Source organism: Citrobacter sp. Ce129, assembly GCF_030334545.1.
Taxonomy (GTDB): Bacteria; Pseudomonadota; Gammaproteobacteria; order Enterobacterales; family Enterobacteriaceae; genus Citrobacter; species Citrobacter europaeus.
This window is the reverse complement of record NZ_JAOWDS010000065.1, coordinates 159,870-186,078: the sequence shown is the minus strand read 5'-3', so window position 1 is coordinate 186,078 and position 26,209 is coordinate 159,870. Positions and strand designations below refer to the sequence as shown.

The 26,209-nt window shown below is 51.9% G+C and carries 24 protein-coding genes; 8 read left to right on the top strand and 16 right to left on the bottom strand.

Annotated features, from left to right (window positions below; translation table 11 throughout):
• Positions 1 to 113: 113 nt before the first annotated feature.
• From OGV77_RS14790 to puuE, 3 genes are all read right to left on the bottom strand, one after another.
• The gene (locus tag OGV77_RS14790; protein ID WP_043016525.1) at positions 114 to 1,124 is read right to left on the bottom strand and encodes an ABC transporter substrate-binding protein; all 1,011 of its coding nucleotides are present in this window, start codon (positions 1,122 to 1,124) and stop codon (positions 114 to 116) included.
• Positions 1,125 to 1,133: 9 nt separating this feature from the next.
• Entirely contained in the window at positions 1,134 to 3,266 is a 2,133-nt protein-coding gene (locus OGV77_RS14785) for a TonB-dependent receptor (protein ID WP_087050619.1), read from the bottom strand.
• Positions 3,267 to 3,480: 214 nt separating this feature from the next.
• Positions 3,481 to 4,743 carry a 4-aminobutyrate transaminase gene (gene puuE / locus OGV77_RS14780; protein WP_087050620.1) on the bottom strand — a complete coding sequence of 421 codons (1,263 nt, stop codon included), beginning with the start codon at positions 4,741 to 4,743 and terminating at the stop codon, positions 3,481 to 3,483.
• A gap of 105 nt (positions 4,744 to 4,848) precedes the next feature.
• Between puuE and pdxR the strand changes: the two genes are divergently transcribed.
• On the top strand, positions 4,849 to 6,324 hold the full coding sequence (pdxR, locus tag OGV77_RS14775) for a MocR-like pyridoxine biosynthesis transcription factor PdxR (protein WP_087050621.1): 1,476 nt from the start codon (positions 4,849 to 4,851) through the stop codon (positions 6,322 to 6,324).
• Positions 6,325 to 6,367: 43 nt separating this feature from the next.
• Here the strand turns inward: pdxR and OGV77_RS14770 are convergent, their stop codons facing one another.
• The 4 genes from OGV77_RS14770 to OGV77_RS14755 all read right to left on the bottom strand — a co-directional run bounded on the left by OGV77_RS14770 (position 6,368) and on the right by OGV77_RS14755 (position 11,473).
• A complete protein-coding gene (locus OGV77_RS14770; RefSeq protein ID WP_087050622.1) occupies positions 6,368 to 7,576 on the bottom strand; it encodes a cytochrome c in 1,209 nt (402 codons plus the stop codon).
• Between the two features lie 3 nt (positions 7,577 to 7,579).
• Entirely contained in the window at positions 7,580 to 9,472 is a 1,893-nt protein-coding gene (locus OGV77_RS14765; RefSeq protein ID WP_087050623.1) for an NAD(P)-binding protein, read from the bottom strand.
• An 88-nt stretch (positions 9,473 to 9,560) separates the two neighbouring features.
• Positions 9,561 to 10,034, bottom strand: coding sequence for an ester cyclase (locus OGV77_RS14760; protein ID WP_087050624.1), 474 nt, complete (start codon positions 10,032 to 10,034; stop codon positions 9,561 to 9,563).
• Between the two features lie 11 nt (positions 10,035 to 10,045).
• Positions 10,046 to 11,473 carry a gamma-aminobutyraldehyde dehydrogenase gene (locus OGV77_RS14755; protein WP_087050625.1) on the bottom strand — a complete coding sequence of 476 codons (1,428 nt, stop codon included), beginning with the start codon at positions 11,471 to 11,473 and terminating at the stop codon, positions 10,046 to 10,048.
• A gap of 315 nt (positions 11,474 to 11,788) precedes the next feature.
• Here OGV77_RS14755 and OGV77_RS14750 point away from each other — a divergent pair, with 315 nt between their 5' ends.
• Positions 11,789 to 12,514: a FadR/GntR family transcriptional regulator gene (locus tag OGV77_RS14750; RefSeq protein ID WP_043016533.1), complete on the top strand. Its 726-nt coding sequence runs from the start codon at positions 11,789 to 11,791 to the stop codon at positions 12,512 to 12,514.
• A 24-nt stretch (positions 12,515 to 12,538) separates the two neighbouring features.
• Positions 12,539 to 13,237, top strand: coding sequence for a cache domain-containing protein (locus OGV77_RS14745; RefSeq protein WP_087050626.1), 699 nt, complete (start codon positions 12,539 to 12,541; stop codon positions 13,235 to 13,237).
• Between the two features lie 21 nt (positions 13,238 to 13,258).
• On the opposite strand, the gene OGV77_RS14740 is transcribed toward OGV77_RS14745, so the two are convergent.
• On the bottom strand, positions 13,259 to 14,740 hold the full coding sequence (locus OGV77_RS14740; protein WP_043016535.1) for an APC family permease: 1,482 nt from the start codon (positions 14,738 to 14,740) through the stop codon (positions 13,259 to 13,261).
• Positions 14,741 to 15,072: 332 nt separating this feature from the next.
• Between OGV77_RS14740 and OGV77_RS14735 the strand changes: the two genes are divergently transcribed.
• On the top strand, positions 15,073 to 15,213 hold the full coding sequence (locus OGV77_RS14735; protein WP_003832695.1) for a hypothetical protein: 141 nt from the start codon (positions 15,073 to 15,075) through the stop codon (positions 15,211 to 15,213).
• Positions 15,214 to 15,250: 37 nt separating this feature from the next.
• Here OGV77_RS14735 and OGV77_RS14730 read toward each other — a convergent pair whose 3' ends face one another.
• Entirely contained in the window at positions 15,251 to 16,159 is a 909-nt protein-coding gene (locus OGV77_RS14730; protein WP_043016536.1) for a LysR family transcriptional regulator, read from the bottom strand.
• Positions 16,160 to 16,464: 305 nt separating this feature from the next.
• Between OGV77_RS14730 and OGV77_RS14725 the strand changes: the two genes are divergently transcribed.
• Genes OGV77_RS14725 through OGV77_RS14710 form a run of 4 tightly spaced genes read left to right on the top strand, consistent with a single transcriptional unit; the run spans position 16,465 to position 19,570 of the window.
• Complete coding sequence (locus tag OGV77_RS14725) at positions 16,465 to 17,298, top strand: ABC transporter substrate-binding protein (protein WP_043016537.1); 834 nt, start codon at positions 16,465 to 16,467, stop codon at positions 17,296 to 17,298.
• 1 nt (position 17,299) lies between these two features.
• Complete coding sequence (locus tag OGV77_RS14720; protein WP_047411580.1) at positions 17,300 to 18,118, top strand: amino acid ABC transporter ATP-binding protein; 819 nt, start codon at positions 17,300 to 17,302, stop codon at positions 18,116 to 18,118.
• A complete protein-coding gene (locus OGV77_RS14715; RefSeq protein WP_087050627.1) occupies positions 18,118 to 18,903 on the top strand; it encodes an amino acid ABC transporter permease in 786 nt (261 codons plus the stop codon). The genes OGV77_RS14720 and OGV77_RS14715 overlap by 1 nt, the downstream gene beginning before the upstream one ends.
• Positions 18,893 to 19,570: an amino acid ABC transporter permease gene (locus OGV77_RS14710; RefSeq protein WP_087050628.1), complete on the top strand. Its 678-nt coding sequence runs from the start codon at positions 18,893 to 18,895 to the stop codon at positions 19,568 to 19,570. Before OGV77_RS14715 ends, OGV77_RS14710 begins: the two co-directional genes overlap by 11 nt.
• A 9-nt stretch (positions 19,571 to 19,579) precedes the next feature.
• Here OGV77_RS14710 and ydhT read toward each other — a convergent pair whose 3' ends face one another.
• The 7 genes from ydhT to fumD all read right to left on the bottom strand — a co-directional run bounded on the left by ydhT (position 19,580) and on the right by fumD (position 26,127).
• Entirely contained in the window at positions 19,580 to 20,344 is a 765-nt protein-coding gene (gene ydhT, locus OGV77_RS14705) for a protein YdhT (protein ID WP_502873698.1), read from the bottom strand.
• Between the two features lie 51 nt (positions 20,345 to 20,395).
• On the bottom strand, positions 20,396 to 21,181 hold the full coding sequence (gene phsC / locus OGV77_RS14700) for a thiosulfate reductase cytochrome B subunit (RefSeq protein ID WP_043016542.1): 786 nt from the start codon (positions 21,179 to 21,181) through the stop codon (positions 20,396 to 20,398).
• Positions 21,178 to 21,846 carry a 4Fe-4S dicluster domain-containing protein gene (locus OGV77_RS14695; protein ID WP_051642705.1) on the bottom strand — a complete coding sequence of 223 codons (669 nt, stop codon included), beginning with the start codon at positions 21,844 to 21,846 and terminating at the stop codon, positions 21,178 to 21,180. Before OGV77_RS14695 ends, phsC begins: the two co-directional genes overlap by 4 nt.
• A gap of 64 nt (positions 21,847 to 21,910) precedes the next feature.
• Positions 21,911 to 22,576, bottom strand: a complete 666-nt coding sequence (locus tag OGV77_RS14690) for a YdhW family putative oxidoreductase system protein (protein ID WP_047411593.1) — start codon at positions 22,574 to 22,576, stop codon at positions 21,911 to 21,913.
• A 10-nt stretch (positions 22,577 to 22,586) separates the two neighbouring features.
• A complete protein-coding gene (locus OGV77_RS14685) occupies positions 22,587 to 24,689 on the bottom strand; it encodes an aldehyde ferredoxin oxidoreductase (protein ID WP_043016544.1) in 2,103 nt (700 codons plus the stop codon).
• A 120-nt stretch (positions 24,690 to 24,809) separates the two neighbouring features.
• Entirely contained in the window at positions 24,810 to 25,436 is a 627-nt protein-coding gene (locus OGV77_RS14680) for a ferredoxin-like protein (RefSeq protein ID WP_043016545.1), read from the bottom strand.
• A 481-nt stretch (positions 25,437 to 25,917) separates the two neighbouring features.
• On the bottom strand, positions 25,918 to 26,127 hold the full coding sequence (fumD, locus tag OGV77_RS14675) for a fumarate hydratase FumD (RefSeq protein ID WP_003029345.1): 210 nt from the start codon (positions 26,125 to 26,127) through the stop codon (positions 25,918 to 25,920).
• Positions 26,128 to 26,209 lie beyond the last annotated feature (82 nt).

The window sequence follows — 26,209 nt, the reverse complement described above, 5'->3', positions numbered from 1 at the left end:
ATATAACGTGATAACTGGCAACCCATTATCATCATGCGTCGCATCAAATCCCACATTTAAAAGGGGTAAATATGGCGTGCAATCCCTAGCGCGCCAGTCTTTACACGTGGACGCTACTCCTGTGGAGGTAACGCATTTAAAATTCGCATCGCCTGCTCCTGAGTAAGCGAATAATCGAAGAACTGGCGATAAAAATCTCGCGTCACGCTGACCATATCCAAACCGCTAAACAGCGCAGGATGCAGTTTTGATGCAGCCCACTGCAGCTGCAGCGCACTTTCAGTACCGTAACGATCCCAGGGGAACACGCCCGCCGGATTACGCCAAACGTTACCCTGCTTAACCGCGTCAAGTTCTTTGAACAATGCCGCGTAGGGTGAATTGCCGATATCACCGCAACCCGCCCCGAGAATAATGACCTGCGGTTGCCAGTAAAGCACCCGCTCAGGCGATACCTCTTTCATATTGCCGTTCACTTCTCCTGCCGCGTTCAATCCGCCCGCAAGCGTAATCCAGGTATCGATCAACGTGTGCCTGCCGTCGACTTTAAGCGGATTCAGCGATTGAATATGGAGTACCCGTGGACGATGGTTTGCCGTTAATCCCGCCGTTTTAGCCTGCACGTCAGCGAGTACACGGTTTAGATACTGATTGTAAGCCGTCGCCCGGGCGCGCGCTTGCCCGGTACCCAGCACTTCTGCGGTTGTAGTGACCGATTTTTCCATCGAAGCATAGTCAGTAAATGCCATTTCAAGAGTCGGGATGCCCGCCTGGCTGTAACTTTGAGCATCCCCTTTTCCTTTTGCCACAAACAGCACATCGACGTGCCGGGCCAGCAAATCCTCACTATTGAATGATGTTCCCCGTATCTGTAAGGCTTGTCTCAGGGAAGGATTGATTTTGAACATCCAGGGCTGGTTCTCCTCATGGTTCACCGTCGCAACAATGTTACGGCCAGCACCCAGCGTCATCAGTACCGAATGATGAGCAAACCAGCCATCAGCAATACGCTCAACTTGCATGGGAACGGTAACCGTGTGACCAGCATCATCCACAACCTGGCGTGTTGCCAGGGCAGGAAACGCCAGCCACACACAAAGCAGCCATGTGTGGCACGTTTTCATGAGTAACCTCTAAAAATCAACCTGAACAGAAATCTGAGCCTGACGCGGTGCGCCAAGTTGCGCGCTGGCAGCCCCTGCCCCCGTGTAACCGGTCAATGCGCCCGGAACAATATTGGTCCAGTAGTGACGATCGGTGAGGTTGGTGATATCAAACCGGAAGGTGGTTGGCGTGTTCCATAGCCTGGTGGCATAACGCGTGCCGATATCCACCGTGGTGTAACTCCCGACCCAGCTGTCATTGGCGTTATCGGTAGCCCGACGCCCGACATAATGCACGTTCGTGTCGACATCCAGTCCTGGAACCCGTTCAATGGTGTAGATCGCGAGGATATTCGAGGCGAAGCGTGGTAAACCAACAACTTGCTTACCATCCGCATTGCTGGCCGCGGTATTATGTAGCACCGGATCAAGCCAGGCTCCGCCGCCTAACACGCGCAAATTTCGGGTAATATGCCCATCAGCCATCAGTTCCAGTCCTCGGTTTTTCTGCGTTCCGTCCTGGGCAAAATCACCGTTGTCGTTGGTATAGGCAAAGGGGCGTTTAGCTTCAAACAGCGCAGCGGTAAGCAGCAGATCCTTTACTGGCGCATATTTTGCGCCCACTTCAACCTGGCGACTACGGTAGGGATCTAATACCTGCCCGGCATTGCGCGCCCCAGCGGGTGCGGTATCGCCCTGCTGCAAGCTGTCCGCCCAGGTGGTATACAGCGTGACGCTCTCCACCGGTTTATACATCAGGCTGGTAGAACCGCTCATGCCATTGTCTTTCTGCCGGCTACTTTCATGCCCAGTTTTGTTGTAGTTACTGACGGTAAACAGGTTCTCACTACCGGAAAGCAGCAAGCTCCACTGCGGGGAAAAATGCAGCGTATCGCTTAGCAAAAACGCATGCTGAGTGGTCGTTGCTGAATGATAGCGATCGTTAAAGTCCGGATATGGTGGTCGTGGGTAGTCGGGATGTTGATCAAGAGAAGAATGCCCAAGGGTGAAGGTTCCCCCGTTTCTGGGATTATAGTTTTTCCATACAAATCCACGCATTCCGGTAGAAATGTCCTGCGTCAGCCAGCCGGTATCAATGCTACCGGTCAGGTTCGCTAAATAACTGTTGATGGTAAAGCGACTGGCCGCCGAATTGGCGGTTGTGGTGGTGTAATCTCCCCGATTATTCGTCAGAGTGTTAGTCACTGCCGTCGATTCTCGATCTGCGACCTGGTGTAGCACCCCCAGATCCAGCATCCAGTTACCGTCAAAATCATGCTTAATATGCATATCGGCGGTGGTCGTTTCGTCATCATGACCCGCATAAGACTGACCATATTTACTGTTCGTAGGATCAAATGCCGTGGGGAAGTGAACGCCCTTCGCCAGGGCAAAACTCCCTGGCATGCCTTTTTCATAGTAATGGTAATAGCTGAAATTACTCTCCAGCACCGTTTGATCTGTCAGTTGAAAATCCAGCCCTAATCCTGCGTACTGTCGACGGACATGGCTATCGGTGGTGTAACTACGGCCCTCATCATTTAGCAAGTTAAGGCGATATTTCACCCGGTCTCCCTCATCGATTGGGCCGCTGAAATCCATCGACGTCAGCGTTCCCGACCCTGTACCTTGCCCTACGGTTACGCGATGTAACGGCGTATCGACAGGTCGTTTAGACACCAGATTAAACATCCCCGCCGGATTGGCTGGGCCGTACAATGATCCGGCTATTCCATTCAACACGTCTATGCTCTGGAACTGTTCAGTCGAATATTCCGTCGTGGAGACGGCGTTCAGGCCATCAATCATATGGTTCTGTACCACACTGCCCTGCATGCCGCGGGTTTGCGGGCGGACGCCGTCCCCCTGAACGGAAGGTAGGTACCGATAGGCATCTTTCACGTCTTTGATCTGTTGCTGATCCAGCACTCTTTTCGACAAGGTCTGTACCGACCAGGGAACATCAATCAGCTCACGCTCGCCAAGGCTACCTAACATTGCTTTTTTTTCACTCGCCGGCGGTTCATGTTTCGAAAACGAGGATTGTGACGAGGCGGGCGCCGAAACGATGACGGTATCTTCAGCATGCGCGGTTACGGCGGTGGAAAGACAGGCAAAGGTCAACAACCCAGAGGCTACTGGGGTAATTTTGTTATTTAACATTCGTTAATTCAGTTTGTTAGGTAGAAAGACTGGAGGCCACTAACGCAAGCGCCTTCTCTTGAAGAGTACAGTTGTTATATTTGTATGATAAATAGGATAGACTCAATCGATATGTATGTAAATATACAACGACGTGTAATTGGTCAATTTATAGCAACAAAAAAGCCGACGGTGATGACGACCGTCGGCTATGAGTATCCTTTTGACTTATGGATTATTTGGTTGCCGCTTTGATGATATCAAGCGCTTTGGCGAACTGATCCTGCGGAATCGTCAGCGGGTAAAGGAAACGAATAACGTTGCCATATTGACCACAGGTCAGCAGTAGCAATCCTTGCTCAAGGGCTTTCTTCTGCACGCGCTGTGCGGCGGCGGCGTTGGGTTCTCCCGTCGTTGCATCACAGAATTCAGCGGCAATCATAGAGCCTAAGCCACGCACTTCGGCCAGTTCAGGACACCCTGCTTGCGCCTCGGTCAGAGTGGCGCGCAGTTGTTCACCGAGGGCCGCCGCACGCTGGCACAACTGTTCATCACGAATGATATCCAGCACCGCATGAGCCGCCGCAATCGACAGCGGGTTCCCGGCGTAAGTTCCGCCCAGACCACCCGGCGCTGGCGCGTCCATGATTTCGGCTTTGCCCACGACGCCTGACAGCGGCATGCCGCCCGCAAGGCTTTTTGCCATGGTCATCAGATCCGCTTTATCAGCGTAATGATCCATCGCAAACAGCTGGCCCGTACGGGCAAACCCGCTTTGCACCTCATCAGCGATCATCACAATGCCATGCTCGTCGCAAATACGGCGGATGGCGGTCACAAATTCCGGCGGCGCTACTACGAAGCCTCCTTCGCCCTGGACGGGTTCGAAGATAATCGCCGCAACCTGGGTTGGATCGATATCGGCTTTAAACAGGCGCTCGATCGCTTTTATGGAGTCTGCCGTAGAAATCCCCTGCAATTCAGAAGGATACGGCGCATGGTAAATGGAGCCAGGGAACGGGCCGAATCCTTTTTTATAGGGCGCTACTTTGCCGGTTAACGCCATCGTCATGTAAGTACGCCCATGAAAACCGCCGCCAAACGCGATAACGCCAGGACGGCCGGTATGCGCGCGGGCAATTTTCACTGCGTTTTCTACCGCTTCAGCCCCGGTGGTGAAGAACGTGGTTTTCCGCTTACCATCGACTGGCGCAACGGCGTTGATTTTCTCAGCCAAAGACACATAGCTTTCATACGGGACAATCTGATAAGCCGTATGGGTAAAAGCCTGAAGCTGTGCTTCGACTGCCTGCACCAGGCGAGGATGACGGTGTCCGGTGTTCAGCACGGCAATCCCGGCGGCAAAATCAATGTACTGATTGCCTTCGATATCGGTAATCGTGCTGTTTTCTGCCGACTGGGCATAAAAATCACACATTACACCCACGCCACGCGGGGTGGCATCCAGACGACGTTGTTGCAGGTTTTTATTGTTCATTCTTACACCTTGTCCATTAATACATTTAGGTTGAATTACCCTTTAAATTTAGACGCCGTCTGGTACTTTAATCGAGAGCCAAATCGTTTTATTTTAAGGATCCAAATGCGTTCACTTGCCGGAGATGTGATCAAGCAGGCATTTAGCCAGCAGCCAGATGAAAAACTGCATCGTCGTCTGTATGCCGCCATTTGTAGTTGCATCCTCGAAGGTAGCCTGAAACCGGCTACCCGAATGCCTCCGTCGCGTGACCTGGCAGGAGAGCTGACGCTATCGCGCAATACCGTCCTGCGGGTTTACGAGCAGTTGCAGGCCGAAGGTTATATTTCTGCGCGTACCAGCAGCGGCACATTTGTCACTGACAGCGTGCTGGACAATCTCAACCTGCGTCCCAATAAAGAACCTGTTGCTGCCACTCCGGAGGATCACACCCGCTTATCTAACCGCTGCCTTGAGCTGTTGGGTCATGCCAGCGCCAGTCCCCGTCAGTGGGGGGCATTTATTCCAGGCGTACCTGATGTAGAGCATTTCCCTCACCGGGTACTCAAAAAAATTCAGGACAGGCTGGCGAGACGCCTGCGTCCGGAGTTTCTCACTTACGATGCCGCAGGCGGCGTGAATGAGCTAAAAGAAGCGCTGGCAGACTATCTGCGAACCGCGCGTGGCGTGCGGTGTTCGCCGGAGCAAATTCTGATTACTGAAGGTATTCACCAGGCGCTGGATCTGGTGACCCGAACATTATGCAACCCCGGTGATAATGCCTGGATTGAGGAGCCGGGCTACTGGGGAATCAAAAATATTCTGCGCATCAATGCGGTAAATTTTTCGGCTATCCCGGTTGATGAACAAGGCATGGTCCCTCCGGAAGCTGGAGAGCCTGCGCCAAAACTTATTTTTGTGACACCGTCACATCAATATCCTCTCGGTTCGGTGATGAGCCTCAGTCGCCGTCAGCAACTTCTGTTTCGCGCACGCGAAACGCGAAGCTGGATAGTGGAAGATGACTATGACAGCGAGTTCCGCTTTTCAGGTCAGCCGATCCCCTCTTTGCAGGGACTGGAAGAAGAGACGCCGGTCATCTATATCGGGACATTCAGTAAGACACTCTATCCTGCGCTACGTCTCGGGTATGTGGTGCTGCCCAAACCGCTAGCCGCGCCGCTGAAGAAAGTTCATAACGACCTCTATCGTGGCGGACATTTGCTGATTCAGGCCGCGCTGGCAGAGTTTATCCGTGAGGGTTACTACGCGGCGCACATACGTAAAATGCGCCAGCTGTACAGTCGTCGGCGTCAGACACTGATGGAGCTTATCAGCCGCCAGCTTGGTGAGCATTATCTTGGCTCTTTCAGCAGCAACGCCGGGCTACACATGATTCTACAGTTGCCCGCCGGGAGCGATGACGTTGTTATTGCCCAACAGGCGAACACACAAGGGCTGCTGGTGCGCCCGCTGTCTCGCTACTACGTGAATGAAGAGAAGCGCAGCGGACTGCTGCTGGGATTTGCCAGTATCGAAGAGCATGAAATGGCGGCGGCGTTTACACGACTGGTGGGTATTATCAGAGTAAACGCCGTATAAGCACTGCCGGATAGCGGCGTAAGCGCCTTATCCGGCATGCTGTTTAATGTGACGCTTTTTTAACGCCAGCCAGGTCTTCCTGGCTTACTTCGCCATTCCCTTCTCCCCAACTCTTACGCACGTAGTTAATCACGTCGCGCATTTCGGTGTCGTTTAACAGGCCACCGTACGCAGGCATCTTAAAGGAGACGTTGCCACGCGTAGTCGGTGTTTCTGCGCCGTGGGCAATCACTCTGAACAGTGGCGTCGGGTCATCAACCATGACCAACGGGTTATTGATCAAAGAAGGCGCGTTATCATCCGTACCTTTCCCTTCCAGTCCGTGACAGGTGGAGCAGTAGCGGTTATAGGTCACTTTGCCCGCCTCGGGTGAATTCGACCAGGATGCAGTAGTCGATGCGGTACGCCCCGCTTCAGGCTTCGCGCTTTTCAGGCTCAGCAGATATTGCGCGATCGCCGTGGCATCTTCATCAGTCAGATACTGCGTACTCTGCGTAACGACTTCAGCCATCGAACCAGAAACCGCGGCATGTTTGCTTTTACCGGTCAGCAGCAGCGATTTTAACGCCTGCTCTGACATTCCGCTGCCCCGCAGCGAAGGCGCATACCAGCCGTCGATCATCGCGCCGCTCAGGTACTCGGCATCAGCATTGGTATACGCTTTTTCGTTCATCGCCATGCCTCTCGGTGTATGACATGAACCGCAGTGCCCAGGACCTTCCACCAGATAAGCGCCCCGTTTTACCAGGGCAGCGTTGTCATCTGGTTTCGCATTCACTGCTGTCGTTGTTGGCGCGTCGGTAAACAACCAGTTCCAGATATGCAGTGGCCAGCGGGCGGAGAGTAGCCACGGAATAGCATTCTCTTTATTGGGTTGCGCAGACGGCCTGACATCATGCATAAAATAGCGATACAACGCCTGAACATCCGCGTCAGAAAGTTTTGCATAAGAGGGATAAGGCATAGCCGGATAGAGCGGATGACCGTCTTTGGCAATTCCCTGACGTACCGCCTTTTCAAAATCCTCGTATGAGTAATTACCAATACCCTGCGTCTTGTCTGGGGTAATGTTGGTCGAATAAATATCCCCTACCGGGGTAGGAAACTTTTTGCCACCCGCCATCGCAGCACCACCTTCAGTGGTATGGCAGGCCACACAGTCTGAGATTCGCGCGATATATTCGCCATTAGACTCCGCAGCGCTAACAGAGGCGGTAAATAAACAGGCGGCAAGAACGGTTACATTACGCATAGATCACCCCATATCCTTGAGTTCATTAACCGCACGCCATGCCTGGTCGATCGCCGTATGGGCATAAGCACTCCAGTCAGAATCGGAGTTAGCGATGGCGATGCGACCGACTGGCTGACGCGCCCGCTCGATAATTTCTGGCATTTTATCCATATCATCGAATAACGAGTTGGGGTAATACGCATAGCCATGCGCCCAGCGGTTAACGGTAATGGCGGCGATATCGCGTTGATTATCAAATCCCGTTGAGCCGAACATTTCCTGCAGCTGGGAGCGAATCATCTCCTCATGCGCCGCAAATGTGGTCCCCAGTAAATAGGCTCGTCCCAGACGGAACTGCTCTCTGGCCGACAGGTTACTGCCAGGATAGGTAGGCACATAGACCATGTGAATGACCATCGGATCGTCCGGTGAGGCCGGATGTTGGTACCCGCCGATGCTGACCGGATAGTCGAGCTTAACCCTGCTATAGGGAGCAGCCGGAGAGTAAAATTCATGTACGCCAAGCTGTTTGAACGCCTGCCAGTTTTTGACCACCACGTTGGTGTACACCAGCGGTGCTTTCACGTTCAGTTTGAGATCCGCCTGCTGCTGTTCCGGCATCTCGGGCACCAGATACGGGATCATCATGTTATAGCCTGCCATGATGGTGTTCTTACCGCGCACACGGTGCATTTTGCCGTCACGCAGATAGGTCACCGCCACGCCATCCTGTACGTTGGCCGCATTTATCACCGTGCTGTTCAGGCGCAGACGCGTGGTGTTTTCTGGTAGATCCAGCTTTTCGTAATGCAGTCTGGCGAGAACAGAGTCTTCCATAGTGTTACCCGGTAGCGCATCCGGCAGCATATACCTGACTAACAATCGGGCCAGACCGGCGTTACCGTCCGGGAAATGGTAAACATACGGCTCTTCGAGGTCGGCCAGCGACTCTCCGTCCAACGGCGGTAACCCCATCCCTTCCATGCCGGGTAAGGCGCACGCCCTGGCATCGCTGCAGGAGATGCCTTCAATGCCGATGGCAAAGAAGTCATTGGAACGCTGCTGAAAATAGAGCAGCGCCATTTTGCTCAAACCAACTTTTGTTGCTAAAAATTCACTGTAGCTGTGGGTATCCAGCCATTCCATTTTCTCATCGACCGTCATCCCCGGAAGGTAATCGCCAGGACGTACGTGCAGGTCGATCAGTGCTTTTCTGTCGTTCTCACTTAGCGGGAAATCATTGATAAAGTCTTCAATTTTACGCCCATTGAGCCTGTCCGGCGGGATATCATCAGATACCGCGCGGCCCGGATCGCCGCTGACGATTTTTGTTTCGCCAAAATTCTTTTTGTCGAAGAAAACGCCGCGACTGAGTTGCCAGTCGGGGTAGAAGTTTACGTCAAAACTCTCTTTTAACCGCGTGACGCTGACGCCCACGGTTTCCATCAGTTTTTGTACCTCAGGACTGAAATTATGCGCGGGTGACTGGAATGCTTCGCTGCCGCCATAACCGAGTAGTTTCTTGCCCGAGCTGGTAAATTCATTACGTTTGGCATGCCCGCCAAAATCATCATGGTTATCGAGGATCAGGACCCGGCTATTTTGTCCGGCAAGTTGTCGCCAGAAACATCCGGCAGCAAGCCCGCTAATCCCGCCCCCCACTATTACCAGATCGTACTCTTCCTCAACGGGCAGAGCGTTTAGATCAAAATGCTTATGCTCGCGGCCTAGCGCATGCGCCATTTCAAACGATCCAGGATGATTACCCCGCAGCCCCGTCAGCGCGGGCGGATAATAGTGTCCATCTATAAATGCGTTTCCCTTTCCTGCCGCCCTGACCCATTCCAGCGGAGTAAGCCCCGCCGCAATAGTCACCGCGACGCCGTTGAGAAAATCACGTCTGGTAATTGCCATTAACTTTTTTCCTTATTGCTACACACTGCCCTTAATACGACACAAATAAGAGATATACCCCTTCAAATTATTAAAGGGGTACAGCCGACTACTTCACTGGCTTTAACTCTTCGTCCAGTTTTTTAGAATCATAATAGTCACCCTGCCAGGTGATTTTTCCTGCTTTAACATGAATATAGCTGACGCCTTCAAATTTGATCGGATTATTTGTCGGCGGACTCCCTGCCCATTCACCACTATTTTTTCCTGAAAATTCCCAACGGAATGCCACGGTATCTTCGTCGTAGACGGGTTTACCCACCATTTTCCAGCTCAGGTCTGGCACCGCCTTAATAAAAGCGCCGATGACCTCTTTTTCCGCTTTTTCTCTGCCGTTTATTGGTTCGCCCGCAGCGGCATCATAATAGACCGCATCATCAGCAAGATATTGAGCGGCTCGCGAAGCATCGTGCGCATTCCACGCCGCCATATACTCTTTCACGGTATTCAGCGAGGTGCTTTCTGCCAGACTAAAGCCCGAGAACATCACTAATGAAAGCACCGCTATTCTTAATGTTTTCATCGTTATCCTCTCTATTCAGAAATGTCACACATGATATGTTTCACCCGAGTGTATTCTTCGAGCGAATAGGATGAGAGATCTTTGCCATAACCCGATTTTTTGAACCCGCCGTGCGGCATTTCGGCGCACAGAGGAATGTGATTGTTAATCCACACCGTGCCAAAATCGAGGTCAATGCTGAAGCGCTGCGCGCGACCATGGTTACTGGTCCAGACGCTGGCGGCAAGACCATACTCCACATCATTCGCTTTGTGTAGTACTTCTTCGTCAGTAGAAAACGATTGAATAGTCATTACCGGACCAAATACTTCATGCTGAATAGCTTCATCATTTTGATGCAATCCGGAGACGATCGTCGGTTCAAAATAGAAGCCTGGCCCAGATCCTGCGCGCCCACCGGTTTCAATTTTTGCATGTGCTGGTAAACGTTCAATGAAGCCTTTCACCTGCTCCAACTGATTTTTGCTATTTAATGCGCCATACAGCGCCTCCTGGTCCTCTGGCGGTCCAAATTTAATACTCTTCGTTTTCTGGATCAGCTTTTCCAGAAACTCAGCGTAAATGGACTGTTCGACCAGGATACGCGTAGCCGCCGTGCAGTCCTGCCCGGCATTGAAAAAGCCTGCCGTGGCGATTGTCGCAATCGCCTTGTCCATATCCGCATCGGCAAAAACCACCGCGGGCGCTTTCCCGCCCAATTCCAGATGCGCCCTGGTCAGGTTTGCCGCAGCCGAAGCCGCAACCTGCAGACCCGCACGGACCGAACCGGTAATCGAAACCAGCGAGGCTTTCGGGTTTGAAACCACCAGCGAACCGGTGCTGGCTTTGCCCAACACGACGTTAAATGCTCCTCTCGGGAACAACGGGGCAGCCAGTTCGGCCAACAGCAGCGTGCTGATCGGTGTGGTGTCGCTTGGTTTTAATACAACCGTGTTGCCTGCCGCCAGCGCTGGCGCAATCTTCCATACCGCCATCATGAACGGGTAGTTCCATGGCGTAACCTGACCAACAATACCCAGCGGTTCGCGGCGGATAGTTGAGGTAAACCCGGCGGAATATTCTCCTGCCGCCTTCCCTTCAAGACAGCGCGCCGCGCCGGCAAAAAAGCGGATGGCATCGCAGGATGCCGCGATCTCTTCTTTCTCAATAAAATGGCGAAGCTGACCGGTTTCCTGGCTCTGCGCGTTTACTAACCGCTCAACATTGCGTTCAATCTCATCCGCCAGGCGCAATAATGCCTTTTGCCGTTGTGCCGGCGTCGATTTTCTCCAGATGCTATACGCCGCCTCCGCCGCCGAATATGCCTGCTCCACCTCTGCCGCGCTGGCGTTAGGAGATAATGCGTACGTTTCGCCGTCAACCGGACTCACCAGCTCGAAGGTGTCTTCGCTGCTGCCTGCTACATATTGCCCATTAATAAAATGCTTCAGGGTTTTCATACCTGTCTCCTGCCAGTTAATACATAAAGAATCTTATGTAATATATATATTGTAAAACATTTTCAAATGCGCAACATTGACACTATGATAAGCCTCGCATTTTTAACTTAATTTTCACATTTACAAGGTAAGGTTTTTCATCGTGAGTCAACGCGTTATGCCCGGCTCATCATGAGGTTATCGGGACACACATTCGCCTGTGCAGTTATGTTGCGCCCAGGCATGTAAAATGACTCGGCCATTCTTACCTTCCTTGCCCGACGGGCATGTGTTAAAAATGGTCGTTGTTTCAGGGAATTGAGTACAGAAAAGATTATGATTACTCACGCGGTCATATTTGCGCCTATCGGGCAGGTCAGTCGTTCAGACCAGATAGTGCAGCGCCTTTCAAACGCCATTATCACGGGATTGCTGGAGCCAAAAGAACAGCTCCCCAACGAAACTGATTTGGCAAAGATGATGGGTGTCTCACATATCACCATCAGAGAAGCGCTAAACACGCTTCGGGCTAATAATCTTATCCATACGGTTCGTGGGCGTAATGGCGGAAGCTTCGTATGCGAAAACATCGATGGCAAAAACAGCGCTCTGCATCCGTTCAAAGCGATCAGTACGGATTACCTTTCTGATCTGGGTGAAATGCATTGCGCCATTATCAGCCATAGCGCAAGGCTGGCCTCCAGACGGATGACCAGCGCGGATATCGCCAAATTTCGCGAGTTTGTTGAAGTACTCAGTAAAGCAAACTCACCTGAACTGATGACCCAGGCCGATATGCGTTGCCTGCTGGCGATAGCCGCCAGTTCGCATTCGGCGCGGCTGGCCAACCAGGAGCTGCAGGTGCAGGCTGAATGGGCATCGCTGGTGGCGATACTTTATCGTGCAGACAACATTCATGCCGAAATTATCGCGCTTTATTCGGCGTTGGCCGATGCGCTGGCGGCGCACAACGAGGCGGAATCTGTGCAGCTTGCCACACGGATCATCGACACGTTTACCTATTACCTTATTGAAAAAAAGCTGAAATATAACGCGAACTGACAATCAGTGAAGGCAGGACAGATAATGAGCTCTTCGACATCCTTAAGCGCATTTATTCGTAAAATTGATGATATTACCGCCTCTACCGTAGATTCTACCGTTGCGCTGGCGAGGAGCATCCATGAGGCGATTTCCGGGGTGCAAAAGCCCTCGGCAGAGGTTGTCCTCGATCCCTCGGTGAGATCGACCGTTCAGCAACACATCAAGCGCACGCTCAACGACAATCATTACTGTTCAGGAGCCGGGTTTGCCAGCCATATTGAGAGTACCGCAACAACAAAAGAGTATTGGCTGCTGGAATGGTGGTATAAAAAGGATAATGGTTTGAGTCAGGCGCACCTCGATTTGGATCAGGCCACACAACAACGACTGGATTTCAGAACCTTCGAGTGGTTTAAACACTCACCTCCGGCAGGAAAAGCCTATATCCACGGTCCCTACGTCGACTATATCTGCAATATCTCCTATACCCTGACCTCGGCAGTACCGGTCTACTACAACGATCAGTTTCTTGGTGTCGCTGCCGTCGACCTGCTGGTTAGTCAGATAGAAGCCGAACTGCTCTCCTGCGCTCACCCTGATTATGTGATTCTGACCAATCTGGAAAACAGGATAATCTTCTCCAGTTGGCCGCGCTTTCGCGTGGGTGAATTGCTCGCTCCAGCAAACAGTAGTGTGGTTTATCAGAGCGACTACTTTATCCTTTACCACTATCAAAACTAAGGGCCCGAAGGCCCTTAGTTTCTAGTTATCCTGGCCTATATTCAGCTTGTTAGCGTAAGCAATAGCATCATTTTCCGGTGCCGCAGAACGACCAAACGGTCGGGTCAGGAACATATAGATAAGCCCCGAGCCAACAACAATCGCCAGGCCGAACAATACCGTCCAACGATCGATGAAGTCGCTGCTGTCTGCCGGTTGCGCCAACAACCAAATCCCACATAATCCATAGGCCAGCGCCAGCACGTTCACAATTGTGCCCCAACCGCCAATAGTCCACTCCCCGGCCGGTTTCCAGCCTTTCAGGCGCTGGCGCAGTGCGGCAAGCACAACCATCTGGAACGAAATGTAAATCCCGATGACGGCAAACGCGGTAATACGCGACAGATTATCTGGCTGAAAATAGACCCAAACACAGATGATGACCGGCAGCAAGCAACTGACGACCATGGCATTATCCGGAACGCCATTTTTAGATATCTTTGACATCCATTCACTACCCGGCAGCATTCTGTCGCGGGAGAAGGAAAAGATAAGGCGGCTTAAGGCAGCCTGCAGAGACAGAATGCAAGACAGCATCGCCACAATCGCGACGATGATAAAGACGGTTGCGCCGGTTTCGCCAAGTGCTTCGTTCAGGATCGCCGGGATCGGATCGGACGTTTTGCCATTCACGATACTGACCAGATTCGGTGAAGCCAGCAAATAACCCATTACGGAAATAATCGCAGAAATCGCACCAAATACGATGCTTAAAATCATCGCGACCGGGATCTTTTTACTCGGATTCTGCACCTCTTCCGCAACGTTACCGCAGGCCTCAAAGCCAAAGAACATAAACAGCCCCATCAGTGCGGCGGACATAAATGCGGTGGAATAGCTGCCGTCATGAGCCAGCACGCCCATCGAATCGAAGATGACAGAGAACGGCTGCGAACGGTGGAAAATCAGCAGATAAATCCCCAGCGCAATCACGCTGACGATTTCACACCAGAAGCCAATTTTCGCAACACGGGCCAGATTCTTAGTCCCGGACATATTAACCGCCATCATCAACAGCAGCAGCAGGACGGAAGTCACCAACATGGTGGCTGGCGTCTGACCATAGTGGAAGAGCGATTCAACAAACGTAGACGTATATTCCGCGATTGACGTAATGGTGACCACCAGCGCCCACAGGTAAATCCAGGCGGCGATCCACGCATACTTCTTGCCCCACAACCTTCTGGCCCAGGGATAAAGCCCGCCGGTTATTGGATACTGGGAAGCGACCTCACCAAACACTAACGCCACTAAAAGTTGTCCACATGCGACGATTAAAATCCACCAAACTGCAGGCGGCCCCGCCAGCGTTACGGCCAACGCAAACAGTGAATAGACGGCGGTAAGCGGCGACAGGTAGGTAAAACCCAGCGCAAAGTTTGAAATAAGACCGATCGAGCGATTGAACTGTTCTTTGCCATCTTTCTGAAAATTATCGTTTTTCTTATCAGTAGTCTGTTCCATATAGCTTTCTCTTTTGTGGAATAGTCGCAGGGTTGAACAATTAATGTATAAAAGATATTAAGTTATATGTATAGTGGTTTTGTCGCGCATTTGTTAAAAATGATCGCGTATCACGTTAATGAAAAAATAAAGGCAAAACGGTAGAGAGAGTGAGGATTTTGCGGTATTTACGACCAACGATTCTTTAGCAATTGCGAACCGTGGGCCACTTTGGCGGATAAATACGCACAGCGGATTGCGTTCGATGCTAAGTAGCAAGAATCGCTGCTATTAAGCAACATTTTTGCAATATAATAACGGGATGTTAAACGCTGAACCTGAGCAGGTGAATGATGGAAATTGATCTCGATAATCTGGTCTTTGATGGACTGGAAGAAGCGCAAGAGCGTAATGCTGAACGTCTGGAAGATGCAGACAAGAAAGCGCAGGAAATTATTGCTGATAATGACTGCGGCGACGCCTGCAAAATCTGATTTCTAAACCGGCGCAATGCCGGTTTTTTATCGCCTGCTACCCCTTCCTGCTTGAGCCCGTATATCGCAACGCCTCAATCAGTTGCGCAAAAGCGGCGGTATGCTGTTTGCGACTGGGGTAGTACATATAATAGCCAGGAAACGGTTCGCACCAGTCCTCCAGCACTTTTTCCAGCGCGCCGTCCGCAACGGCCCGTTCTACGGTATCTTCCGGCACAAATGCCAGCCCCATTCCGGCAATCGCCGCGCCGATCCGCGGGGGCAGATTGTTAAAAATAAGCTGTCCCTCCACCCGCACGCGCAAATCTTGCCCGTCTTTGGCAAACTCCCAGGCATACAGACCGCCCAACGTCGGCATGCGCATGTTAATACAGTTATGATTTTGCAGGTCGTGCGGAGTATGGGGTTTGCCATGACGGGCAAAATATGCCGGTGAACCCACCACTACCATGCGCCAGTCTGGGCCAATCCTGACGGCGACCATGTCTTTCGCCACCTGCTCGCCAAGCCGAATACCCGCATCATAGCGGCCGGTTACAATATCCGTCAGGCTATTGTCGATGGTCATTTCAACATTCACATCAGGGTAAGTCTGTAAAAAAGGCTCCAGCGCGGGCCAGACGGTAGATTGTAACGCGTGCTCGCCCAGCGTCAGACGGATGTTACCGGCCACACGCTGGCGGACATCGGTTAATGCCAGCAGCTCCGATTCAATGTCATCAAAACGCGGGCTGATACTGTTGATGAGCCGTTCTCCGGCTTCGGTCGGCGCAACGCTGCGCGTGGTGCGTGTCAGAAGTCTTACATCCAGACGTTCCTCAAGCCCACGAATCGCATGGCTTAGCGCGGATTGCGAAACCCCAAGCTTTGCCGCTGCCCGGGTAAAACTCCGCTCGCGGGCCACGATAATGAGATAATAGAGATCGTTAAAATTATCACGCAGCATGCATTTCCCCAATCCAGACCTGTTGTGACACATGGTACAGGTCAGGAGGATATTCCAGTAGCGTTTCTGGACATTAGCACACTTCAGTCATATTCACGCGCACCCTCATACAAAAACCAAACGTGAATTACTGCCGGGGTTATGCACTATTTTGCCTTCCGCCATTGCAATATTTTCACCCGTAATTAACACCCTTTTCACTAATAACATTTTGTATATAGATAAGAATTTTTTCTTATTTTGTCCCAACCGTAAGTTATGGGAGCGTAAAAAGCACAAACCAAAAACTACAGGGATTTCATACAATGATGGCAACGAAAAAATACCGCGCTAAAAAAACACTGCTGGCGCTCGGCGTGCTGCTGGCTTCAGGTCTTACCGTCTCGCAGGCACAGGCCGACCAACTGGCTGATATCAAGGCCGCTGGCGTAGTAAAAGTCGCGACATTCGACGCGAATCCGCCGTTTGGCTCCATCGATGCGAAAACGCATAAGATTGTCGGCTACGACGTTGATTTTGCCGAAGCGCTGGCCAAATCCCTTGGCGTAAAACTGGAACTGGTCGCGACCAATCCGGCAAACCGCATTCCGTTATTACAATCCGGTAAAGCCGATTTAATCGTCGCGGATATCACGATCACGCCTGAACGGGCGCAGGTGATTGACTTCTCCGTCCCTTATTTTGTTACCGGTCAGCAGTTCCTTGTGCCAGCAAAATCTCCGGACAAGCTCGAGGAATACAGTAAAGCGCGAATCGGCGCGGTAAAAGGTACCACCGGCGAGCAGGCGCTACATCAGCGCTTTCCGCAGTCGCGTGTGCTGGCCTACGACGATATTCCACTGGCGTTAACCGCGCTACGCAACGGCAATGTCCAGGCGATTACCCAGGACAGTACGATTCTGGCCGGTTTATTAGGCGGCGCGCCGGATAAAGCAGATTTCAAAATTCTTCCGGATCTGCTGAGCAAAGAAGAGATCGGCGTGGGGGTGAAAAAAGGTGAACCTGCGCTGTTAAAAGCCGTCAACGATGAGCTTTTGAAGCTGGAGTCTACCGGGCAGGCGGCCAAAATTTATGATGTCTGGTTTGGTCCTGAAACCAAGAATCCACAACCCCGCGCCTTTAAAATAGAAGCCAGATAATATGCTCTCAGCCCTTTTTCATCGGTCCGCAGCTTCTGCTGCGGATTTTACCCATTTGCGTCAGGCGAGCGTTGAACTGCGCAATGTCATCAAACAGTATGACGCTCACACCGTACTTAACGGCGTCAGCCTCTCAGTTGAACCCGGTGAAGTGGTGACTATTCTGGGCCCTTCTGGCTCCGGAAAGTCCACTCTTATACGTCTTATCAACCAGCTTGAGTCGCTGAGCGGAGGTGAAATCTTCATTGATGACAAACCGATTAGTCAGTTGCGCGGGGCAGCATTACGCCAGTTACGCAGCCGTATCGGTTTCGTATTTCAGCAATTCAATCTCTATGCGCATCTGACAGCGCTTTCAAACATCGCGCTGGCGCTGGAATATGTTCATGGCTGGAACAAGGCGGAAGCGGAGCGTCGGGCATTCGAGTTGCTGGAAAAGGTGGGACTGGCAGAAAAAGCCAACGCCTATGCCGCGCAGTTGTCCGGTGGGCAGCAGCAGCGCGTGGCCATCGCCCGTGCGCTGGCCTCGTCGCCACAAATCATTCTGTTTGATGAGCCAACCTCTGCGCTGGATCCGGAAATGATCGGCGAGGTATTACAAGTGATGAAAAACCTGGCCCACAGCGGCATCACCATGATCGTCGTGACCCATGAAATGCATTTCGCGCGTGAGATTGCCGATCGGGTGGTATTCATTGATGGCGGCGATATTCTTGAAGTAGCCGCACCAGAAGATTTTTTCACCCGACCACAGCACCCGAGAACCCAGCGTTTCCTGAAAAAAGTGCTCGATCCGTTACACCAGGAGTCATCGCTATAATGCTTGCAATGGACTGGCAGGGGGTGCTGAGCGGGCTACCTCTGCAATGGATAATTTCCGGCTTTCTCACCACGCTCTGGGTGACGCTGGCAGGTATCGTGCTCGCCACGCTTATTGCCATCGCGCTGATCGGCCTGCGCCTGACGGGCAATCGCCTTGCCAAAGCGGTAGTCGGCGCGTGGGTCTCGGTGTTTCGCAACACACCGTTACTGGTGCAACTGATGTTCTGGTATTTTGCCGCATGGAACTGGCTGCCCCGCGACATCATTACCTTTATCAATGCTGAGCATCCATGGTCTATTCTGCCGGGGGATGTCTGGTGGTTAACACCAGAATTTATCTGTTCAGCATGGGGGCTGGGCGTATTTACCTCGGCATTTTTGGTCGAGGAGATCGCCTCTGGTTTACAAGCGGTTTCTGCCGGACAACGCGAGGCTGCCGTGGCGCAGGGTTTTTCATCCTGGACGACGTTCCTTCACATTCTGCTGCCTCAGGGGCTGGCAAACGCCTGGCAACCCATTGTTGGGCAGTATCTCAACCTGATGAAGCTCTCCTCGCTCGCCAGCGGTATTGGTTTTGCCGAGCTCACCTACCAGGTACGGCAAATTGAAAGCTACAACGCGCACGCGCTGGAAGCATTTGCCGTTGGCACGGCGCTTTACCTGTTCACCGGCATCGTTCTGGGTATGCTGCTTACACGTCTTGGCCCGCAGCCTGCGTCGGGTAAATCGTCAAAGGTAAGAACGCGCATTTTCTGCGTCAGGAGCATACCGCGTGATCGCTAATATTTCGGTCATTACCGACAATCTTGACTATCTCCTGTGGGGACGTATGGCGCAGGGGCAACCCGGCGGCGTTCTGCTCACTTTGCTGATGGCTTTCGGCGCGGCGCTGCTGGCCCTGCCGGGCGGAATAGTTCTTGCCTGCTGCGCCTGGCGGTTTCCTGGCGCGGTTCGCAATCTATTGTTCATCTGGGCGGAGTTTATTCGCGGCATTCCGCTCATCTTTGTGATTTTCTGGATGTGGTATTTGCTCCCCATGCTGACCGGAAGCGATCTTCCCGGTGCCGTTACCGTGACGCTGGCGTTGGCATGGTTCACCGCCGCCTCGGTGATGCACTCAGTGTACGCAGGAATCAGCGCACTGCCTGGCGGGCAATATGATGCAGCAGTGGTTCAGGGTTTTCGCCCTTATCAGGCACTGTGGCTTATCTTATTGCCACAGGTGCTGCGTAACGTGCTGCCGTCGCTCACGGGGATCTTTATTGGATTACTGAAGGATACATCGCTGGCATTTATCGTTAACGTGCCGGAACTCACGACGGTTGCCGGTCAGGTTAACAGCCGGGTGCAAATCTACCCGGCAGCTATTTTTATCTTTACCGGACTGGTCTATTACCTGCTGTGCCTGAGCCTGGAGAAAATCACCCAACGCCGCTTCGCGCTAAAATGACACCACGGCTCAACATTCCACGAACTGATGGTCTTCGTTGAGCCGATATTTCACCCCTACCCGAATGTTATTTTCCCCTTCAACGGCAAGCGCAAAACGCATCCTCTCGCCATCGTGGTAGGCCAGCGCCGCGCAGCCGCCGGGACCGAGCGTTATCGAATCGACAACGCCTGTACTGGCAACGACGGCGTTCTCTCCGCTGGCAATAATGTGGATGTTATCCGCGCAGTTGGCGATTTTGGACTCTGCGCCAAAACAGGCCAACTGGGTTAAATCGCCACTGCAGGCAATCCGGTTTCGGTCACCGAGCGAGCTGATGCGTACGCGCATGCCGGTACTGGCGATACGCGTCCCGTCACCCACGCTACTGATACGTGCCGAATTTCCCGCAACCGCAATTCGCCCGCGATCGCCTGAGCTGCCGATATGCACGTTGTAGCCTACGCTACCAATGCGTGCGCTATAACCTGCGCTGGCAATCTGGGCGGCATACCCTGCGCTGGCGATTTTAACGTTATCGCTAGCGCTACTAAACCGGGCATTATCTTCCGCATCCGCCAGCGGACGGCGGGTTTCCCCCGCCGTTTGCACACGGGAAATACTCCCCATCGCGCGAATATCCTGCTGGACAAAACTCGCCTCTTCCCGCCATTTTGACCAGCCGTATTCCACCAGGCTGTCTGCCCAGTCTGTATACCCTTCTCGCTGGAGCGCACGATGGACATCGGCATAGCTTCCACCAGCGGGAAAAGTACGTAAAAACCAGCGATACATAACGGGCCCAACGCGCCAGGCCCGTAAATCACTTCGCGTAATCATCATCGCTTAATGTCGGTGATAGCCATCCACCATACACTTGAAGGTTTCGCCCGGCGTGCGACCTGTCGTGCAGAGATAAAGATGCCCAAAAATGAAAAACAGACTGACAATCGCCAGCGCGAAGTGCGCCTGCAGCAGCCAGTAACGCACGCCAGGGAACAGATCGCCGACAACCGTCGGATAGAGCGACAACAGCCCTGAGATTAGCAGTAATGGCAGCAAACCATACATCACGCCCACATAGGCCGCCTGCTGTAGCGGATTGAACTTAGAACGCTTTGATGCCGGGAATGGGTGTGATTCACCCTGCATAATGCCGAACAGGTAAAATCGCGTTTGTCTTTGCGCGCGTGCGATCCATCCTTGACGTTGAATAATATAATGATGTCCGTTGCCGCCAATCAGGTTGATCAGGACAAAACCAATCCAGCAGGCAAGCAATAAAAAGCCGCAGACCTCATGTACGGTAAGCAGGCTTTTCATCACCGATGCGCTGACGGCGGAGAAGTGATTGACCAGACCACTAGCCAGAAGTAGTAAAAAAAGCAGCGCATTTGACCAGTGCCATAAACGTACAGCCTTCGAGTATAAATAGACTTTCTCACCGTGCCCTGCCGACGCTTTATGCGCCGCCCGAAAGCGCAGCATGGCGTGTAGCGCCAGCACCAGCCACATTCCCACCAGCATTAACCCAGCGATAACCAGCCACACAGGCCAGTAGTCCGGTGAAAACAGGGGAACATACTGCGCAAGCTGGGCGTGAAACTGTTCGGCATTCTGCGACGCGTTCATACATTATCCTTTTTAATCAAATGTTGACCGAACCGACGATACAGATGGGGTTTTCCGGCGCCTGCAAGTTGATGTTCGTAATACTTATTTTCTCGCAACCAGCTCTGAATTTCTGGGCTATCTTCACGACCAAAAATCAGCGCATGTTCCGGGCAGGCGTTAACACAGATCGGCGGAAAACCTTTCGCCAGACGAGTTTCAGCACAGAAGTCGCATTTATCCGCCACTTTGGTTTGCGGGTTGAGATAACGTACCTGATAAGGACACGCGCCAATACAGTAGCTGCAGCCGATACAGGAAGACGTGTCTACCCGCACAATACCGTTTTCATCTCGCCAGGAGGCGCCGGTCGGGCACACCTCAATACAAGGCGCATCGTCGCAATGCTGACAGGACTGACGGAAGTAGTGATACAGTGTTTCGTTGTCGTTGTCAGAGACCGGAATATGCGCTATCGACAAACGGCTGCCCTGGGCAGGAACATGGTTGGTTTTCCTGCATGCGCGGGCGCAGAGATTACATCCGTTACACAGTGATTCGTCGTGAATCATGACGTAATGAACGTCTTTAGGGCTTCTGGTACTCGCTAACAGATTTTGACCTGGGCCGGTAAAAAAAATCACCGTCCCCATGCCAATGACAAATTTTCGTCGGGTGAAGGACATCGGGTTATCCTCTAATACTGTGACAGTGGTCGTCCACACATTCCATGACATCAACCTGAATAATTCAGGGGTTCTGATACTGCTCAACCTCAAGCCATTCACACAGGCCGTACGCTTTGCCATAACTCATAAAACGTTCGCTGAACAAATAAGGCTCCGCATTTGACGATTCCACAGGCCGTATATCTGCGTAATCAGGATGCGTTTCCATGGCTGTGAGCGCAGCTGCAAGCTGTTGAGACTCAAAGCTATACGGCGGTTGCGTCAGCATGGCGACCTTATAGGGGCGAGGATACGTGCGACAGTCGAAGCGTACCGCTTCGGCAATCGCACGGCAGATGTCGTTTTCCATCACCTGCACACACATATCGGCGTAATTTGCGCTCATGGTTTGCGTCGAATAGAAATACGCATCTTCCGCGCCCTGCACACGGCTAATATCCGCGTCATTCGCGTCCTGACACAGCGCATCCAACAGCGTAGAAAGCTCGGTTTCAGGGACCGAATAAGGTGGCTGCAGAAACACGCTGCGCGCCACAACTTGTCCTGACGCTGAATGCTGACGAATAAAATCTGCCACAATCGACTCCGGGCTGACGGGTTCCTGAACCTGAGGTGCAGTCACCTGCTCTACAGGAGGGTGAAACGCCTGCAGCCACTGTCTCTTTTGACTGTCAACCTCGTCAGGAAACGCCTCAACGGGTATCAGAACGTCGCTCACGTTAGTCATCTTGCTTTCCTTACGCCGGCAACAGATCCTGTGCAGCCAAATCAGCGGCTACGTCTTCAAGTCCGAGTCGGTTCAGGGTTTCACGCGTTGGGCAACCCAGCTCTGGATCCCAGCCCATTTCCTGATAGAACATCGTCAGGGACTGACGCATATCCTCCCTGTCCATCTTGTCGGTTCCTTCAGTGAAAACCGGGATCTTCGGATCTTTATCAAACACCCAGGAACAGATGAGATCGTGCTCATTGCGCATATCTTTGGTTTGCATCAGTTTGACCGTATAAGCACGATGCAGAGTAAAGATGCGTTCAGCGGCCAGGTCCAGACTCGCCTGCGTGGTTTCATCACCGGTGACCGCCTGGAAGAACTTCGCTTCCAGATCCAAATCCCCGCGATAGTTACGGCTCTTGAGTGGTGAAACCGTCATCGGCCAAACCCAGTTACACAGCGTAACCGCGTTATGCAGACAGACTTTCAGCAGCGTCCATTTGGCATATTTAATCTTGGCGGCATTGATCGGGGTGTAGTTTTTGGTTTCATCGTAGGCATCCTGCGAACCAAATAACTCGCCCGCCACTTCGCGCTGTAATTTCAGCGGTAATCCGGAACCGATGAAGTTGATATGGGTATGCGTCATACAGTCACGGTTAAACATACAGTTGGTGATCGCCCCCACCTGTGCGGAGGCCTCGTTTGCATGGTGGACTGGAAAACCGAACGGTGACCACAGTTTATTTTTGGCATAACCCCAGTACTCTTCGCCCAAATCCCAGCGTTCAGCAATGGCATACGAGCCGTCCGCAAGATGGCTGAGTTCACCCACGCGATGCGCCAGGCGGTAGTAGAAGTCTTTAATAAAATGAGGATCGCCCGCTTCCAGCTGATCCCAGCGGATCTCCGCATACTCTTCAGCGGGCAGTACGCGCTTAAAGACGCCTTTCGAATAGCAATAAGTAAAATCACGGTGCAACTGCCCGTAGTTACACCAGATGCCATAATCGTCGAACAGGTTCAGACCTATCAGATTTCCCACCACGCGCCCGTCGTCTTTATCGTCGAAATCTTTCGGGCCATTAGGGAAAATGGTGGTGTGAACGAAGTTCGCTACGCAGGTGTTACCACCGGTACTCGGCACGCCAAAATCTTTCACTCGCGGGACATTAAGCTGCGACATACAACGAATGGGACATGAATGGCAGCCGCTCATTTTGACCGTGTATTTCTCAGCGGCTGGCCCCAGATCGAACACGGATTTATAGGTACGGAAACCCACGGTATTCTGGTTACCCGGCGGGATTTCGCCGGTTTCGATTGGCCCACCTTCTGCCGCGCCCCAGAAAAGTCCCTTACGGGCTGTCCAGCGCGAGTTTGGCGAAGAATATTCTGCCCAGGCCTGCGGGGTGCTTGGCACAACGTGGTTGTTGTTGGCGCCGATAAGCTCGGTCATCATGTAGTCATTGAGCCGCTTCATCTCTTTGCGATCGGCAATATTGACCCCTCTGGTCCCTTCTACCGCAATGGCCTTCAGGTTTTTCGAGCCCATCACCGCGCCAGTACCGGCGCCGCCGCTATGGTTACGGCTGTTGATCATGCAGGAGAGCGGCACCAGATTCTCACCCGCCTGGCCAATAGCCGCGACGCAGGTTTCCGGGCTGGTAATACGGCAAATTTCCTCGGTTGTGGCGCGCGTTCCCTTGCCCCACAGGAAATCGGCTTTTTCGATGCTCACCTTATCGTCTTTGATGTTGATCCAGACCGGAGATGCGGACTTTCCTTCGATAACAATGGCATCGTAACCGGCGAATTTCATTTGCGCGGCGAAGAAGCCGCCCATGTGGGCATCCACCACTAAATTGCCTTTGGTGAACGTCGATAAGGAGGTGATATTGACGCGGGAGCTACAAGGGGCACCAGAACCCGTTAATGGTCCGGTGGCGAAAACCAGTTTATTCCCTTCATCAAAAGGCATGGTGCCAGGCGGGACTTCGTCGTACATAATTTTATAACCAAAGCCCATCCCGCCGACAAATTTTTTAAATTTACTGGAATCTTCCAGGGTGATATTACCCGTGGTGAGATTGACCCGTAAAATATTACCTGTCCAACCATTAGCCATCATGTTTTCCTTTGCAAGAAGGTTTAATAGATATACCCGCCATTTTCCAGGTAGCTTTTATCTGCAAAACTGCGATATTTTTGGCAATTAATGACGCGTACCAGGCATACCTGCTATCTATCAAACAGTAATATCTTTCCACTCGATAATTTTTAATGCTCCAGTCGGACAAGCATTGGCGCATTCCCCGCATAACACACATTTTGAGGATTTTTTGGTTTCGGTATTTACGGTCGCCATCATCCACGGACAGGCGGTAGTACACGCGCTGCAGCCAATACAACGTTTGTGATCCACCACAATACAACCCTCTTCCTGTTTCCAGGTAATAGCGCCGATGGGGCAGACCTTCATGCATTGCGGATCTTTGCACTGACGGCAAGTATCAGCGGTATAGTTTAAATCGCCATACAGTCCGCCGCCGGAACCAACGCCATCATCGCCAAAGAAGTAATTACGATGGATTTTTATACGGGAAAAGAAAGTGCCCACGGCGCCATCGTTATAATTAGTACAGGAAATTTCACAGCGGTGACAGCCCGTACAGCGCGCTCGCTGGGTTACCAGCACCCCTTTTGGCGTATTGATAAGCCCCACGGTGCCGCTGTCGACATCTTCCTGCTTACAGCCCAAAAGGGATAACAGTGCGGGGGCAATGGTTAATCCCGCCAGACCTTTTGCTGATATCCGCAGAAATTCAAGCCGCGTTAAACCACAATCTAAAAATGGACGATCAACCTGGTTCATTTATTTCGCATCCTCTTCGCAAACGCTGTGGTAGCAACACCTCCAGGCTAAATTAAACCAGTCCAGCTCAAGCCATTTCGGGCGGTTTATGTTGCCAACAACACGTAAAATTTTGCCCTAACCTGATCGCGTAAATGACGGTGGTTAAACTGAATGAATCTAATTCTTTAGGGTTAGGCGTAGAAATAATGTGGTTATTCAGCATACATAGTCTTGATCGTCATCAATTAAAAAACGGAAGGGAAATAATTAATGCGGAGTGAGATTTATTATCATTTAGATAAATTAAAATAGCACTTCATATGCTGTGCAAATATTTGTGACTCCACTCTCATATATATTTTTATATCGCATGCGATATATAATTAAATATACAGCGAGTTTGATAACGCTAATTGCAGCACTAAATTATAATTATTGATAGATTAACGTAATGAGAATAAGAGGACGGCGAGAGAAACTACCGCCCTCTTTTTGTGGATTATCCGGCCAATGCTTTAATCACGGTCTCAATGGCTTGTTTTTCTAGCTCGCTGCGCTTCACACGTTGGTTGGCGAGGGTGGTTCTCAGTACTCCCGCAATGACGATATGCTTAGGCTCTTGCCCTAGATCGCGCATTTCCAGCACTACTTTACCGACTACTCTGCACATTTCACGGTACAGCTCATCGTCTTTGGTCTGATTTCCCATTTTTTCCCGCTCGTCATTAACTCAAACCAACAGCATATATCAGTCTGACGGTTTAGACAAAATTCAATGAAAATCAAACAAA

Coding starts and splice junctions, on each gene's coding strand:
- OGV77_RS14790 (WP_043016525.1), bottom strand. CDS start 1,124: ATGAAAACGTGCCACACATGGCTGCTTTGTGTGTGGCTGGCGTTTCCT.
- OGV77_RS14785 (WP_087050619.1), bottom strand. CDS start 3,266: ATGTTAAATAACAAAATTACCCCAGTAGCCTCTGGGTTGTTGACCTTT.
- puuE (WP_087050620.1), bottom strand. CDS start 4,743: ATGAACAATAAAAACCTGCAACAACGTCGTCTGGATGCCACCCCGCGT.
- pdxR (WP_087050621.1), top strand. CDS start 4,849: ATGCGTTCACTTGCCGGAGATGTGATCAAGCAGGCATTTAGCCAGCAG.
- OGV77_RS14770 (WP_087050622.1), bottom strand. CDS start 7,576: ATGCGTAATGTAACCGTTCTTGCCGCCTGTTTATTTACCGCCTCTGTT.
- OGV77_RS14765 (WP_087050623.1), bottom strand. CDS start 9,472: ATGGCAATTACCAGACGTGATTTTCTCAACGGCGTCGCGGTGACTATT.
- OGV77_RS14760 (WP_087050624.1), bottom strand. CDS start 10,034: ATGAAAACATTAAGAATAGCGGTGCTTTCATTAGTGATGTTCTCGGGC.
- OGV77_RS14755 (WP_087050625.1), bottom strand. CDS start 11,473: ATGAAAACCCTGAAGCATTTTATTAATGGGCAATATGTAGCAGGCAGC.
- OGV77_RS14750 (WP_043016533.1), top strand. CDS start 11,789: ATGATTACTCACGCGGTCATATTTGCGCCTATCGGGCAGGTCAGTCGT.
- OGV77_RS14745 (WP_087050626.1), top strand. CDS start 12,539: ATGAGCTCTTCGACATCCTTAAGCGCATTTATTCGTAAAATTGATGAT.
- OGV77_RS14740 (WP_043016535.1), bottom strand. CDS start 14,740: ATGGAACAGACTACTGATAAGAAAAACGATAATTTTCAGAAAGATGGC.
- OGV77_RS14735 (WP_003832695.1), top strand. CDS start 15,073: ATGGAAATTGATCTCGATAATCTGGTCTTTGATGGACTGGAAGAAGCG.
- OGV77_RS14730 (WP_043016536.1), bottom strand. CDS start 16,159: ATGCTGCGTGATAATTTTAACGATCTCTATTATCTCATTATCGTGGCC.
- OGV77_RS14725 (WP_043016537.1), top strand. CDS start 16,465: ATGATGGCAACGAAAAAATACCGCGCTAAAAAAACACTGCTGGCGCTC.
- OGV77_RS14720 (WP_047411580.1), top strand. CDS start 17,300: ATGCTCTCAGCCCTTTTTCATCGGTCCGCAGCTTCTGCTGCGGATTTT.
- OGV77_RS14715 (WP_087050627.1), top strand. CDS start 18,118: ATGCTTGCAATGGACTGGCAGGGGGTGCTGAGCGGGCTACCTCTGCAA.
- ydhT (WP_502873698.1), bottom strand. CDS start 20,344: ATGTATCGCTGGTTTTTACGTACTTTTCCCGCTGGTGGAAGCTATGCC.
- phsC (WP_043016542.1), bottom strand. CDS start 21,181: ATGAACGCGTCGCAGAATGCCGAACAGTTTCACGCCCAGCTTGCGCAG.
- OGV77_RS14695 (WP_051642705.1), bottom strand. CDS start 21,846: ATGTCCTTCACCCGACGAAAATTTGTCATTGGCATGGGGACGGTGATT.
- OGV77_RS14690 (WP_047411593.1), bottom strand. CDS start 22,576: ATGACTAACGTGAGCGACGTTCTGATACCCGTTGAGGCGTTTCCTGAC.
- OGV77_RS14685 (WP_043016544.1), bottom strand. CDS start 24,689: ATGGCTAATGGTTGGACAGGTAATATTTTACGGGTCAATCTCACCACG.
- OGV77_RS14680 (WP_043016545.1), bottom strand. CDS start 25,436: ATGAACCAGGTTGATCGTCCATTTTTAGATTGTGGTTTAACGCGGCTT.
- fumD (WP_003029345.1), bottom strand. CDS start 26,127: ATGGGAAATCAGACCAAAGACGATGAGCTGTACCGTGAAATGTGCAGA.